The sequence below is a fragment of the Bifidobacterium sp. SO1 genome (genome assembly GCF_018555335.1).
Taxonomy (GTDB): domain Bacteria; phylum Actinomycetota; class Actinomycetes; order Actinomycetales; family Bifidobacteriaceae; genus Bifidobacterium; species Bifidobacterium simiiventris.
On sequence record NZ_JAFEJR010000024.1, the window covers coordinates 1 to 13,371 of the forward strand.

General features: G+C 62.6%; 12 protein-coding genes. 9 read left to right on the top strand and 3 right to left on the bottom strand.

Annotated elements, in window-relative coordinates; all coding sequences use genetic code 11:
* Positions 1 to 169: 169 nt before the first annotated feature.
* Positions 170 to 1,480 carry a hypothetical protein gene (locus JS541_RS13300; protein WP_214374981.1) on the bottom strand — a complete coding sequence of 437 codons (1,311 nt, stop codon included), beginning with the start codon at positions 1,478 to 1,480 and terminating at the stop codon, positions 170 to 172.
* A gap of 124 nt (positions 1,481 to 1,604) precedes the next feature.
* Between JS541_RS13300 and JS541_RS13305 the strand changes: the two genes are divergently transcribed.
* The 8 genes from JS541_RS13305 to JS541_RS13340 all read left to right on the top strand — a co-directional run bounded on the left by JS541_RS13305 (position 1,605) and on the right by JS541_RS13340 (position 10,317).
* The gene (locus JS541_RS13305; RefSeq protein ID WP_214374982.1) at positions 1,605 to 4,880 is read left to right on the top strand and encodes a cell division protein FtsK; all 3,276 of its coding nucleotides are present in this window, start codon (positions 1,605 to 1,607) and stop codon (positions 4,878 to 4,880) included.
* 20 nt (positions 4,881 to 4,900) lie between these two features.
* On the top strand, positions 4,901 to 5,467 hold the full coding sequence (locus JS541_RS13310; protein WP_214374983.1) for a hypothetical protein: 567 nt from the start codon (positions 4,901 to 4,903) through the stop codon (positions 5,465 to 5,467).
* A 220-nt stretch (positions 5,468 to 5,687) separates the two neighbouring features.
* Positions 5,688 to 7,178: a flotillin family protein gene (locus tag JS541_RS13315; protein WP_214374984.1), complete on the top strand. Its 1,491-nt coding sequence runs from the start codon at positions 5,688 to 5,690 to the stop codon at positions 7,176 to 7,178.
* 157 nt (positions 7,179 to 7,335) lie between these two features.
* Positions 7,336 to 7,551 carry a hypothetical protein gene (locus JS541_RS13320; RefSeq protein ID WP_214374985.1) on the top strand — a complete coding sequence of 72 codons (216 nt, stop codon included), beginning with the start codon at positions 7,336 to 7,338 and terminating at the stop codon, positions 7,549 to 7,551.
* A complete protein-coding gene (locus JS541_RS13325; protein WP_214374986.1) occupies positions 7,548 to 7,703 on the top strand; it encodes a hypothetical protein in 156 nt (51 codons plus the stop codon). Before JS541_RS13320 ends, JS541_RS13325 begins: the two co-directional genes overlap by 4 nt.
* 147 nt (positions 7,704 to 7,850) lie before the next feature.
* Complete coding sequence (locus JS541_RS13330; RefSeq protein WP_240539375.1) at positions 7,851 to 8,516, top strand: hypothetical protein; 666 nt, start codon at positions 7,851 to 7,853, stop codon at positions 8,514 to 8,516.
* A 123-nt stretch (positions 8,517 to 8,639) separates the two neighbouring features.
* Complete coding sequence (locus tag JS541_RS13335; RefSeq protein WP_214374987.1) at positions 8,640 to 9,929, top strand: hypothetical protein; 1,290 nt, start codon at positions 8,640 to 8,642, stop codon at positions 9,927 to 9,929.
* 22 nt (positions 9,930 to 9,951) lie between these two features.
* A complete protein-coding gene (locus JS541_RS13340; protein ID WP_214374988.1) occupies positions 9,952 to 10,317 on the top strand; it encodes a hypothetical protein in 366 nt (121 codons plus the stop codon).
* 261 nt (positions 10,318 to 10,578) lie between these two features.
* Here the strand turns inward: JS541_RS13340 and JS541_RS13345 are convergent, their stop codons facing one another.
* Both JS541_RS13345 and JS541_RS13350 read right to left on the bottom strand, forming a co-directional pair.
* Positions 10,579 to 11,268, bottom strand: a complete 690-nt coding sequence (locus JS541_RS13345) for a Fic family protein (protein WP_214375035.1) — start codon at positions 11,266 to 11,268, stop codon at positions 10,579 to 10,581.
* Complete coding sequence (locus tag JS541_RS13350; RefSeq protein ID WP_214374989.1) at positions 11,258 to 11,803, bottom strand: hypothetical protein; 546 nt, start codon at positions 11,801 to 11,803, stop codon at positions 11,258 to 11,260. Before JS541_RS13350 ends, JS541_RS13345 begins: the two co-directional genes overlap by 11 nt.
* Positions 11,804 to 11,902: 99 nt before the next feature.
* On the opposite strand from JS541_RS13350, the gene metK reads away from it, so the two are divergent.
* Positions 11,903 to 13,135, top strand: coding sequence for a methionine adenosyltransferase (metK, locus tag JS541_RS13355; protein ID WP_214374990.1), 1,233 nt, complete (start codon positions 11,903 to 11,905; stop codon positions 13,133 to 13,135).
* Positions 13,136 to 13,371: the final 236 nt, after the last annotated feature.

Genomic DNA, 13,371 nt, shown 5'->3' on the forward strand with positions numbered 1-13,371 from the left:
AATCAACGCCAACGCGATCTTCCTGAACTCGTCATCATAATGACGTCTACGGTCCCCAGACATAAAAAACCGCACCTCCGATTATCGAATCTGAATTACTCCAGTCCAACAATCAGGGTGCGGTTCACTGGCTGATGATCCCCGACCCCCTCATTTCATGTCGCCGGAACTACTGCTCCTCGCCCGTGGGGAGGGTCGCGCGATACTCCTCGATGTCCTTGTCGGTGATCTCGTACACGGAATGGATGAACGACCGCATTTCGGTCAGACGGGCCGGCTTCACATCCTCCATGTACCCGGTGTGCATGTTCCTCTTCCGCTTCGTGTGCATGGTGCGCGCACGACGATTGTCGCCCGGCTCCATCGCGAGGAAGCGGATCATCGCATCCCTGCTCAACGCCTTCCGGTAGGCGATGATGCGCGCCGCATTCCCCTGACCGCCCTTCCGGTTCGACCAGTCGGTCAGCAGTCGCGCACCCTCACGATCCGTCTTCGAACGGCCGATCAGATTCACCTCGAAGTTCACGTCATCCCACCGGTCGGCCGGATTCCGGTTCCCGTAGCACAGGTTCCAGAACGCCTTCGCCTGCACGTCCGGATCGTCGATCCGGTGGAACACGTGGCACATGCGATCCGCCTCACCCCGCGTGGGCACGCCGTCGGTCGGCTGGAACATCATGCGCAGATAGGAGCGTGCCGCCGCCCCCTTCGGTTCGGGGAGCATCCCCTCATGCTCCTTGCCTTCCCGATCCGTCCACGTCCCGTACTTCACATCACCCTGGTGGCGGAGGATCACGCCGGTCTTCCGGTCGATCACATCCTTCGGCTCGCGCTGCACCTTCGTGTAGTTGATGAACCGGAATGCGGCCTCCCTGGTGTCCGGATAGCCGGAGCGGATGATGTTCGCGCTCGCCGCCGCATCCTCGTAGTGGATGGCCTTGAGCAGGTCGACGGCATGCCTCTGATCCTTGCGGCGGCGGAGACTGCCGGCGATCATGGCGGCGGGCAGATACCGCCGGTTCGGACTGTTCTCGATCGCGATCCGACGCTCGTACGCGCCCGCATGCCGGGCGGCCATGCGGATCGTCCTCCTCCGGTCGGCCGCGTTCATGTCGGACAGGTCGGCGCGGAACGTGGCGCGGATCGCGGCGCGGACGCGAGGATCCCGTTTCATGGTCTTCGGGTCCAGTCCGGGCGTGAGACCGGTTTCGCGGAACACGAGCTCCCCGTTCGCATCGTAGAGGATCGCGCCTTCGGGACCGTATTCGATGCGCGCCGCCTCATCCAGCAGTCCTCTGGTTTCCTTCGCGCTCTTGACGCTCATCCGGTCATGGATGGCGTGCGCTCGCAGTCCCTGGGTGGCGGCGGTGAGCAGCGGGTCAAGATCCGTGTCCGTCCCGCCGCCTCCCATCCTGTCGTACTGGCCGCCTTCCGGCGTGCCCGCGGGCTTGTGGCTTCGATTGTTCGCATCCATGACCATGATGACGGCTCCTTCACGCGAGTGGGCTGGTTTGTCGCTTGTGACAGGATGGCTTCTATGCGATTTCGCATAGCCGAACCGCATGCCCTATCGTTCACGCAGCCGCACGGCCTCTTCGAAAAGCATGGGGGAGCCTTCCAGCCCGCACACGCCGATCCGCATCCTGTCGCTGATCGGCGGGCTTCTGCTCGCCGTCCTCCACCTGCCCGGCATGACCGTGATCTGTCTCGGTTTCCTCATCGCACGGTTCACGGCGAAACGCCCAACCCTGTCGGGCAAATGGCCGGACGGGAGGCCACGCGCCGAAGGCGTGGGGGAGCGGCGCAGGGAGGCGTCATGGCGTCGCGCGACCCGCTGGCTTGACGGCGGACTGCTGCCGTCGGGCGCGGACGCGTGCCCCGCGATCATGCTAGGCATTCTCACGTTCGCCTGGGTCGCATGGGATCCGGATCATATGGGCGTGCCGGCATGGCGGCTCACGGTCGCCGTATTGGATGCGGTCTGCGCGTATCTGAACGTGATGGGCTGGCAGGCTGCCCGGCGTGACATGACGTGCACCGTGAAGGGACTGGACACGCATATGCGCCGTCGGCGCGTCCCCTGGGCGAGGAAACGGCTTCCGATGATCGGCGCATGCATGCTCGCATCGCTCCCGTTGGGTCTGCTCGCATGGGCGTTCACGGGAGCCTGGTGGCCGACCCTCCTGTTCACTGTCGGACTGGCGGGCGTGCCGATGATTCCCGCGCACCGTCAGGCGGGCCGCGCGTTCAAATCGGATTATGCGACCGCGTTGAAATTATGGTCGTGGCTTGACCGGATGGACAAGCCGCCGATCCGTCAAATGCCCGGCTACGTGTCCGACACGGAGACAGGACAGGATGGGAGCCTCGTCTGCACGCTGCACACGCCGGATGCGAACGAATGGGTGTCGGACGGTTTGAACCGCGTGCTGACGCCGATCACCCAGCAGGATGGTCTTCTCTGCGGCTTCGCGTACGCGGGTCAGGATCGCACCAAAGTGATCATGAGCGTCTGTCCGGTGCAGCCGCCCCGGCCGGCGGATCTGCTCGCCGACCGGGTGATGCTCGCCTCCCGTCTCGGCGTCGACGAGACGCGCATGGGCGCCATGTACGGCGCGTTCCCCGGCCGGATCACCGGTCTGAAACCCGTCGCCTCAAGGGATGGACGGCCGGCGGTCTGGTCGTTCGAAGTGGATGGGACGAACGCGGACTGGACGCTCATCGGACGCGACTGGCTGAAAGGCGCGGAGCCGGGACGATTCGGCGACTGGATGAACATGGAGCATGTGACCGTCATCCCCGATCCGGGCGGCACGCGCGCATGGGTGTGCATGGATGAGCAGTGGGATCGGTATGAGTGGGATGGGCGGACGATACGGCCGCTTATGACGCGCACGCTCACCCGCAACATGAACGACATTCCCCGCTACTTCGCTTTGATCCGTCGCGACGCGGATCTGAAGACCACGTTCACCGGCGGCTTGGAGACCGCGAAGCTGCCCGCGCCGGCCACGATCTGGCATGACACCGCGAACCGATTGCGCAACCCGTACGGGTGGACGGTCACGGTCACGCAGATGAGCATCCAGCGCGGCCATGACGTGCACGAATACATGAAACCCGATTTGCGGCCCGCATTCGGCGAATCCCATTACGCGGATGTGCTCCCCGTATTCGACCCGAACACGCGCCAGCTGATGACCCGTCGGCTCATGTTCGTGCAGGCGGAGCGTACGAACCATAAGGAGAATGATCGGATTCCCGACATGCTCCGCGATCTGACGGGCGCGGATGATGCGAGCCGCATGCTCGCCCAATGCGTCGTGTCCCGCGCGTGCGCGCAGGCGTTGAAAAGCCCGTGCACGGTCGGCGACGCCGCCCAATTGGCGGTCCGGGGAAGCATGTGGCGGATGCGGATCAGGTTGGAGAACGGGGTCACGGCCGCCGATCTGCGGCGCGTGCAGGAACGGTTGAAAAGCATGATGGGCGCGGATCTCACCCTCTGGGACTGGCGGGATGCGAGCCATGTGGAGCTGTGGGCGGGCACGCGCATGGATGCGAACCCGCGCCTGTGGCGCAACAGGCGGGACATGGAGAGGATGATCCGGCTCCGTTTGGATGAGGCGTGGGCCGCGTCGAAGGCGACCGGCGCGGACGGCCGGCCGGTCACCACCGTCAGGGTCGGCGAAGCGGGCGGCATGCTGACCCGCGCCGATTTCACGCTGCCCGCCGGCCTTGGCGTGGAGGGCGCGCTGTCGAAACTGGATGGGTTCCGTGCGACGAGCGGCTTCATGTACGCGCGGCGCATCCAATCCGACACCGGCCTGTCACTCCTGCTCGCGGAGAAGGATCCTCTTCCCGCGATGATCCCGTGCGACTGGAATGCGCTGGATGGGGATGACACCGCGCTGCCGTTCGCGACCGGTGATGACGGGTCGACCGTCGTATTGGACCCGCATGATACGGCGCATCTGCTGATCACCGGCCAGACGATGAGCGGCAAGACGAGCGCCGCGGTCACATTGGCGGATGGGGCTTTGCGACGCGGCTGGATGCTGTTCATCGGCGATCCGGTGAAGAACGCGAACGATTTCAGCGGGGTCCGGTCGAAATGCTCCGGTTTCGCGACCGGACTGGCCGACTGCGTCGGCATGCTCCAGTGGGTGGATCGCGAGGGACAGAGGCGCAAGGATCTGCAGACCTCCCATGGGGTCGCGAATCTGGATGATCTGCCCGACGATGTCCGGCCGAAGAGGATTCTCGTGTTCCTGGATGAACTGGTGTCCATGCTGGAACTGTCGTCGGGCGCGCGGCGGAAGCCGACGGGTGATCCGGATATCGACAATGAGAATCTCATGGAGGACTGGCGGGACATGTGCAAGCGGAAGGCGGGCGCCGCGATCAGTCACATTCTCACCCAGCATCGCTCGCAGGGCATCACTTTGATACTGGGTTCCCAGATGCTGAAGGCGGAGAGCATGAAGGCGCTCCCCGACGCGGGCATGGCGAAGGGACAGTTGGGGCGTCTGTTCATCGGCAGCGGGAACACGGCCGGCAACGTGTCCGACATGAACATCGGCGAGGCGAACCGTCTCATCCGTCAGGCACTGGACTCCGGCGGCATGCCCAAGGGCAGGGGTTTGTACGAGCGGATGGGTCGCGGCGTGCAGATGGTCCAATGCTGGTATTCCGGCAAGCCCGACGACATTGCGGAACACATGAGTGACATTCCGGACGCCACCCCGGTCGACTGGACGGATCTGATTCCCGCGAAGCCGCGCCTGGTGGGCGTCGTCGACGAACCGGAGCCGGAGGAGGAGCCGGTCGAAACGATCCGGGTGGATGACACGGATGAGGATGACGACTTCGAAATCGACTGACGGGACGCATAAGGGTTTCCATGCGATGTTCCATTGAGAATCTGATCATCGACGGCGTTCTGTTCGGCAATCCCGTCCTGCTCATGGCATTGGATCGGGAGGATGAGATCGTGTACCGTCTTGCCGGCCTGGTACGGGACATCCCCTACAGGCCTGTCCGGATGATCGTACGCGAGGAAACCACGATGCCGGGCCGGCCGGATGAGGAAAGCCGGCTCATCCGAACAACGGCGAACGCATGCCGGGGCATGCTGAATCGGACGGATCATCCGTTCACGATGGAGGATGGACGCCAATATGCGGCACGGCTCGGCATCCCGACGCCGGAAGTTCTGGGCGGACAGGCGGACGCGTTCGACCTGCTGCGAAGCCTGTGGGATGCGAATCCGATCCTCGCTGCCGTCTGCTGCAATCATCGCCTGATCCATGATCGACGGGGGATCTTCGCGCCCGAACGGGGACTCCTCCCGTTATTTGAGGATGTTCTGGCGAACGGGGATCGGGAGACGTTCGAGGATGCGTTCATCCGGCGAATCCCCGGCATGATGTCCGTCCGCAGGGAGCGGAGACTGCTCGCGGATGCATGAGCCTCCCGTCATAGCACGGTGACGACACGATGACCGGGAGGCTTGACCATGTGCATCATCTGCGGCGGAAAAACGAATGGGGACGTGGCCGTCCGGATCAACGGGATCGAATACCGTCCGAATGCGGCGGGAGATATCAGCCTCCCGAATGGGCCGCGACGGACGGAACCGACGCATACGGGAGCATGCGATACCACCGTTCTGAAAGGAAACCGGATTCATGTCCCCATACGCTTTTCCGGCACTGCTCATATGCGCGCTGATCATCCTGATCATCCTGCTCGCATTCGTCTGCTATAAGGTCGCGCCCACCGACAAGGTGCTGGTCGTCACCGGGCCGGGCGGACGCCGTTTCGTCACGGGCCGATCCTCGTTCATCATCCCGTTCATCCAACGATGCGACTGGCTTAGTCTGGGAGTCGTCCAGTCGGAACTGCATACGGACACGCCGATCCCCACCAAGGATGCGATTCTCATCGACGTGAGCGCCGTCGCGAACTTCCAGATCGGCGTCACCCCATTCGCCGGTTCGGACGGCATGGAACATGATCCGCTGGAGATCGCGGCCCGCAACTATCTCAATCAGGACAAGCAGCGGATGATGGCCGACGTCACGCAGGTGCTGTTGGGCAAGATGCGTGAGGCGATCGGCAAGACGGAACTGCGCACGCTCATGGAGAATCGCGACGAATTCTCCGAAACCGTCGCCAATGCCGCCAAGGCCGACATGGAGGCCCTTGGTCTGGAACTCGTCACGTTCAACGTGCAGGATTTTTCGGACGGGCAGAACGTGATCCGGGATATGGGAGCCGACATGGCCGCGCAGATCGGCCGTGACGCGCAGCTGGCGAAGATCAACGCGGATCAGCAGGTCGCCGAACGGCAGAACCAATTGGATCTGAAGAAGGCCGAACTGCAGACCACCGCCGACGAGGCGAAGGCGAAGGCCGATCTCGTGTACGAGACCGTGAAGGCCGAACGCACCAAGCAATTGAACATCGCGCGCGTGGATGCGCAGATCGCCGCCGAGGAACGCAACGTCGAACTGGCCGCCCGGCAGGCCGCCGTCAAGGAGAAGGAGCTGGATGCGACCGTTCGCAAACAGGCGGAGGCTGACCGGTATGCGGCCGAACAGCGTGCGGAGGCGCAGCGTCTCGTCACCGAGAAGAACGCGGATGCGAACGCGTACAATGCGACGAAGACCGCCGAAGCGGATCTGACCGTCGCCCAGCGTAACGCGGACGCGCAGGCGTATCGGGACATGAAGAACGCGGAAGCCCAGTTGAAGGTCGCCCAGGACAATGCGGAGGCCGTCAGGGCGACCGCCACCGCGGATGCGGAGGCCACAAGGCTTCGCGGCCAGGCGGAGGGTGATGCGCTGCGCGCCAAGGGCGAGGGTGAGGCCGCGGGCATCGAAGCGCAGGGCAACGCGTACAACAGCATGAACAACACGTTCATTCTGGCCCAGCAGTACATTCAGGTCATGCCCGACATCGCGCGTGCGATCGCCCAGCCGTTGAACAACGTGGACCGGATAACCATGTACGGGGAGGGGAACACGACGAAAATGGTCGGCGATACGACGAACGCTGTCAGCCAACTGTCCGCCGCATTGTCGGAAAGCATCGGACTGGATTTGAAGGACATGCTCAACGGCGCGATCATCGGGCACGTGGCCGGCAGGGCGGCCGGCGAAAGCCGCGACAAGTAAGGGGCGGTCGGAACCTTGGCGTGCGGCGGATGGGCAGGCATTGCCTCATCCGCCGCACGCCTTTTATCCGTTCGTCGCGGACGCATGCGTGATTCGTCAGTGAAAACCAGTGGGGCATGCGAGAACGGTCGCATGACATGTGTGAAGGAGACCAGTGATGGGTCATTTCCCGAAGGGCAATCCGAACGGCGGAATGTATGCGGAGCCGGCGCGCGAACCGGATGATCGTGTTCTGCATGAACGTCTTGATGAGCGTTACCCGCTGCCGAAGGATGGGACGACGCTCGTGACGATCAGCCAGTACGAGCTGGAGCAGCTGCGTCGCACTGCGTACAGGAACGGCTGGAAGGCCGGTTTGGAGAGCATGCGATGAAATGGCAAAAAACCGCGAACCCCGCGTATATCGAGGCGATGCGCGGCCTGCGCCGGTCGAATGCGGCCACGCCGCATGATCCGCGTCCGAACCGGCAGCGCACCCGCATGGACCGGAAACGGAACGCGATCCACGATTCCATGAACGTCTGATAGGCGGGATGATCCGCTTCCCATGTCGTCGCGGCCGGTTCACAGTCTGACCCGATTCCGCATCTGACGCATAGCATCCTCGCACATCATGATCCCCGCAGGGAGATCGGAGGGGATTCCCTTTTTCGAGTGAAAGGAACACGAATCATGGCTTTCGACTTCGCGCCGGGCGAGCAGAATCCGACGAGCGAATCGTTCAGCCCGAACATCATACTGTTCTGGCTGAAGACGGAGATCGCCGCGTCGAGCACGCGCATCCGCTACAAGGCGCCCAACACGCTGCTGGGCGTGATCCCGTTGGGATCGAATTCGAAGACGATCCCGTTGAACAATGTCGCCAGCGTGGACACGGACACGCGCTTCAACCTGGGTCCCGCCCTGCTGGGCGTGATTCTCCTGATCGCCGGACTGTCCGCCTTCTCCGACAATGCGATGGTCGGCGTCATTCTTCTCCTGATCGCCGTCGCGAATCTCGCGAACGCGATGAACGCGCGGCTCACGTTCGTCAACCAGGCGGGCGGTTCAAATGATCTGACGGTCAGCATCTTCGAGAAGGCGAAGCTGGAATCGTTCGCGGAGAAGGTGCAGGAGCTCGTGTTCGCCGACCGGGCGCAGACCCGTCATGAGGAGACTATGGACATGGCCCGCCAGTCGTTCGCGGCCCAGACCGTGCAGACCGAACTCACCCGCCAGATGCTCGCCAATCAGTCGGGTGTCCGCCAGCCCGTCCCGCCGGTCGATCCGACCACGATCCCGCAGCAGCCGGAACCGCCGGTCCAGCCGGCCCCCGGCGTCACGCCGAACGTCGGCTGACAGTGGAGTTTTTCCGACCATACCTGGCTTCCAGGCCCCGCGACGGGTTTCCCCTGTCGCGGGGCCTGTCGTTTTCATGCTCGCATAGGAGAATCGATATCATCGGATGCGGGGAGGCATGAAATGGGTTGTTCACGTCAGGGCAGGAAGCCGAAGGGCACGCCGGAGGGCGGCCAGTTCGACCATATGATCGGAGGTCCGGCCGACTCGGACATCACCGATCCGACTCCCGCGAATGAGGGGCCGGACATGCGGACGATCATGGCCGACATGACCCGGCGGCTTTACGGCGACACGGATACCATGTCGGATGCGGATGCCGTGCTGGGGAGGGTCGGCCGATGGGTGGAGGATGCGCGGCTTGACGGGGATCGGGATGATCTCCCCCTATTGGCGGCGGCCATCCGGTTCGACCCGGATCTGACCGGCGGCAGCACGGCCGACATGATCGCCGCGCATGTCGGCCGCGCCTTCCAAGGACATACGGTCACAATCCCGGATCGGCATGCTTTGGAGCTGACCGCACGCCGGAACATTCTCGCCACGAGCATCGACCCCGACGGGGCGCTCCAAGATGCGGGACTGCCTTCCATGAGCTACGGGGAGCGTTTCGACCTGTTCGAACGCCAACATCGGGAAATGCTTGACCGTGAGGAGGCCCGTTGGCGGGAATCACCCGAATACCGTCGCCGACAGTCCATGATGCGGACCATCCGGGCGAAGACGGAGCATCGCGAAACCATCGAACGGGAGCATGTGGACCGTCTGGGCGACGGGATGCGCGCCCTGTATGAGGAGAACGTGGACAAGGGTTTGCAGCATGGCAGCGCGTTCGACGATCGCATCGCATTCGCCGACGTGCTCCGCGAGCTTGAACGGGAGGATTGGAATCCGCGGGCCGGCATGGCATACCGGAAAACCCCCGGATTCCGCCGATTGGAACGCGAACTATTGGACGGCCGCAAACCCACACGACTCTACCGTCTCATGCGCGACTCGCTGTGCGACAATGAGACGGAATACCGGGATTTCATGGCCTCGAATCCGGATGTGTTCGACCCGGATGAGAAGGTGCTGCGGCCGTTCGCCGGACTGGGCGGCACGGTCGGCCAGTATGCGATGATCCGTCTCACCGCCCGCCATCGCGGCGTCAAGGACGCGCTGAAGCTCGTCCGCCGTGATCCGAGCGTGGATATCGTCATGGGTGAGGGGCATGAGTATTGGACGGCGCACGTGGGCGACAAGCGCACCAAAAACGGGATGCTTCCGATCACCGCGAACGGGATGAAGCCGAGCAGCATCATGTCATGGATGCATAACGAGAAGCCCGGCTCACGGGAGTGGATGATGCGGGCGGAGCGACGGTTCACGGATGCGAACGGCGGCGAATGGCATGCGCGCGCGGACGCATGAGCCGGCCGCAAGGATAAAACGGATGCCACACGCCGAAAGGAAACCGATCATGGACACGCTGCGCGGCATCTGCATCGAATGGGCGAACGGGCGCATGGGTGACGGGGAGGCGAAGCGTCGCGCCGCCCAATGCGAACGCCCCACATGCGTACGCGACGAACCCCCGTTCGGAGACGGCGGCTACTACGACGGGATCTGGGAGAATTCGCCCATCGCCGTCAGCGCATTGGAAGGCAGCGGGCTCGTGCCCGACGGGAGCATCAGCCGGTTCTTCGACCTGCTCGACCCGGATCGGGACAGGAAATGGCGTGAACGGTTCGACCGTATGATCGCCGAGGATCCGCATCCGGGGCTGATCGACTGGAAGTCGTTACTCCCGGATGAATAATCCGAACGGAATGATGCGGGATGACATGACATCGATGACATGTCATCCCGCATCATTCCTCTATTCTCTTTGGGATGATCCGATTTTTCGATGATGAATGATCGTCTCGGATTGGTCTCTGATCAGTTTTCCTTCGGCTGTTCGTCCACGCCGTCCAGTTGGGCTGAGGTAAGACCGTTATTCGTGAGCCTTCCGACTGCATGGTATTTCAGTCAGTCGATGAATGGTTCGCGTTCATTCGTCTCGTAGAATTGCAGGAGTCTATCCTTGAATTCGTCGTCGACGCGTTCCGGGGGGGAGCGCGAATACGCCGATGCCGTCGTGGATGAGACAATGATTCGCCGCCATCGCGGAGGTGCGCTTGTTGCCATTGCTGAACCATTGTCCGCGACTGATCGATGCGAAAAGGTTCAATGCCCGTTCCTCGGGATCATCATGCGACAGATCGGTTTCGATCTGCTGACGAATGCCGTCATGTGCGGGGATTGCGGGTACGTATTCGGTGCCTCCGATGGTGACGATATCCGTTCGCATGGATCCCGGATTCGGCTCGATCCCTTCTCCGACAAGACGATTGTATTCGGACAGATACTGCCAGTCGACGGGCCAGTCGGTATCGTCAAGCAGGAACTGCCAAGCGTGTTTGAGGTTGTTGAGGATCATGATGTCCTTCGCACGCGCATCGGCCGGGGTGATGCCCTTGAACACATCCCTGGTGTCGGGGAAGGTGAGTCCACGAACTTCGATGCTTGCGGTCTTCCATAACAGATCGATGTTTCTGCGTTTCGCCAGTTCCCCGCACGCTTCACGTTCCGATCCGAAGGAGACTGTCGTAATGGGTGGCGTCAGATCCGAATCCCCGCCTTTGCGATTGTTCTCGTCGAAGGTTCCCGCCACGCCTTTCGCCAGTCCTGCGGGCCGATGGGATCTGTTGTTTCGATCAACGACCATATTCCTTCATCCTTTCCCTTGTGAGTCCTCCCGGAAGGAGTTCGATCGCATGATATCCGATCCAGTTCGAATCACCGTCCTCCGTGCGGGTCTTCAGCTCATTGGATTGTCTGGGATAAACCGCCAGTAGTCCTATGTTGCCGTTGACAAGAAGATGATTCGCGCATATGGCCGCAAGAAGAGGATCCTTGGGGTAGATTCGGATGAATTCCTCGATGGCCGTTTCCTCCGTCGGACTGGACATCCTCTCCGGGGATCGAATGCCTTCCGGGGAGCCTAGGATCGTCCGATAGCAGTCGAACATGTCCCCGTCCAGCGGATGATTCGGATTGGCGAGCATCGTATCCCAGGCGTTCGCTAGCCGGTAAAGGAGAATCGTCTCTTCGACGGGTCGGCCTTTGAGTCCAATGCCCTTCAACGCGACGGTGGATGCGGAATCGTAGGGGACATTCAGTCCGGTCAGATTCGCGGTCTTCCATACCGTATCGTCCTTGAGTCGTTCCGCCAGAGCGAATGCCTCTTTTCCCTCCGTCATGTTCCGCTCATCTCCCGTCCATGTTTTCGTCGGTCGGCTCATGCGTCCGCTGATTTTATGCTACGAGTCTCCGTCGATCGCCGACGCATGCGTGATCCTATGGATAATCATCTTCATCATGAGCGTCGTCTGGTGTCGGCCGAATCGGTGACCGAAGGGCATCCCGACAAGATCTGCGACCGGATTTCGGACGCGATTCTGGACGATCTGCTGCGGCAGGACATCCACTCGCACGTTGCCGTGGAGACCGTGGCCGGCGTGGGCCAGTTCCTGATCTTCGGCGAGGTGAACAGCGAAGGCTACTGTGAGGTGCAGCACGTGGTGCGCGACGTGGTGCGTCGCATCGGCTACACGAGCAGCGAGGTCGGCCTTGACGCCGACTCGTGCGGCGTGCTTGTCTCGATCACCGGCCAGAGCGCGGAGATCAACCAGGGCGTGTCCCGTCTGAGCCACGAACAGGAGACGGCCGCCTCCCGCGAGGAACGCTACGAGGCGCAGGGCGCCGGCGATCAGGGCGTGATGTTCGGTTACGCGACCGACGAGACCGACGTGATGATGCCGCTGCCGATCCATCTGGCGCACCGTCTCGCCTACCGTCTCGCGCAGGTGCGCAAGAGTGGTGAGGTGCCGCATCTTCGCCCGGACGGCAAGACGCAGGTCACCATCGAATACGACGAGAACGATCACGCCGTGCGTCTCGACACGGTGCTGATCTCCACGCAGCACGATCCCGAGGCCACGCACGACTGGCTGCAGGCGCAGCTCGTCGAGCATGTCATCAAGCCGGTGCTTGACGAGGTCCTCGGCGATAAGGTCGAGCATGATGACTACCGTGTGCTCGTCAACCCGACCGGCTCGTTCGTGCTCGGCGGCCCGGCAGCGGACTCGGGGCTCACCGGCCGCAAGATCATCGTCGACACGTACGGCGGCGCCGCCCACCACGGCGGCGGCGCGTTCAGCGGCAAGGACCCGAGCAAGGTCGACCGTTCCGCCGCCTACGCCGCACGCTGGGTCGCCAAGAACATCGTCGCCGCCGGGCTCGCGCATCGCGTTGAGGTGCAGGTCGCGTACGCGATCGGCGTGGCCGACCCGGTGAGCGTGAACGTCGAGACGTACGGCACCGAGATCGGCGGCGTGACCCGCGACCAGATCCAGCGTGCGGTGCGCAAGGTGTTCGATCTGCGTCCGGCCGCGATCATCGACGAACTCGACCTGCTGCGTCCGATCTACTCGAAGACCGCCGCATACGGCCACTTCGGCCGCGAGGACAAGGACTTCACGTGGGAGCGCACCGACAAGGCCGACGAACTCAAGGCAGCGGTCTTCGGCTGATCCGGATCACGGGGCGGATGGGAGTGCCGGCGTCCCCCTGTCCGCCCCGCGTCTGCATATGTCGAAGCCCTTCACGTGTTTTGACGCATGGATTCATCATGGAGTGGTTCAGGAATCCGTGGCTTCCATGCATGATCATGTGGATTGGGATGATCATCCTCGAGGCATTACTATGGAAGATCCGGAGAAGGATCATCGGTTCGAAGCGTCAACGATCCGATATCTCATATTCTCCA

Bases quoted from the DNA above. Each gene is read 5' to 3' on its own strand.
- JS541_RS13300 (WP_214374981.1), bottom strand. From the start codon at position 1,480: ATGGTCATGGATGCGAACAATCGAAGCCACAAGCCCGCGGGCACGCCG.
- JS541_RS13305 (WP_214374982.1), top strand. From the start codon at position 1,605: ATGGGGGAGCCTTCCAGCCCGCACACGCCGATCCGCATCCTGTCGCTG.
- JS541_RS13310 (WP_214374983.1), top strand. From the start codon at position 4,901: ATGCGATGTTCCATTGAGAATCTGATCATCGACGGCGTTCTGTTCGGC.
- JS541_RS13315 (WP_214374984.1), top strand. From the start codon at position 5,688: ATGTCCCCATACGCTTTTCCGGCACTGCTCATATGCGCGCTGATCATC.
- JS541_RS13320 (WP_214374985.1), top strand. From the start codon at position 7,336: ATGGGTCATTTCCCGAAGGGCAATCCGAACGGCGGAATGTATGCGGAG.
- JS541_RS13325 (WP_214374986.1), top strand. From the start codon at position 7,548: ATGAAATGGCAAAAAACCGCGAACCCCGCGTATATCGAGGCGATGCGC.
- JS541_RS13330 (WP_240539375.1), top strand. From the start codon at position 7,851: ATGGCTTTCGACTTCGCGCCGGGCGAGCAGAATCCGACGAGCGAATCG.
- JS541_RS13335 (WP_214374987.1), top strand. From the start codon at position 8,640: ATGGGTTGTTCACGTCAGGGCAGGAAGCCGAAGGGCACGCCGGAGGGC.
- JS541_RS13340 (WP_214374988.1), top strand. From the start codon at position 9,952: ATGCCACACGCCGAAAGGAAACCGATCATGGACACGCTGCGCGGCATC.
- JS541_RS13345 (WP_214375035.1), bottom strand. From the start codon at position 11,268: ATGGTCGTTGATCGAAACAACAGATCCCATCGGCCCGCAGGACTGGCG.
- JS541_RS13350 (WP_214374989.1), bottom strand. From the start codon at position 11,803: ATGACGGAGGGAAAAGAGGCATTCGCTCTGGCGGAACGACTCAAGGAC.
- metK (WP_214374990.1), top strand. From the start codon at position 11,903: ATGGATAATCATCTTCATCATGAGCGTCGTCTGGTGTCGGCCGAATCG.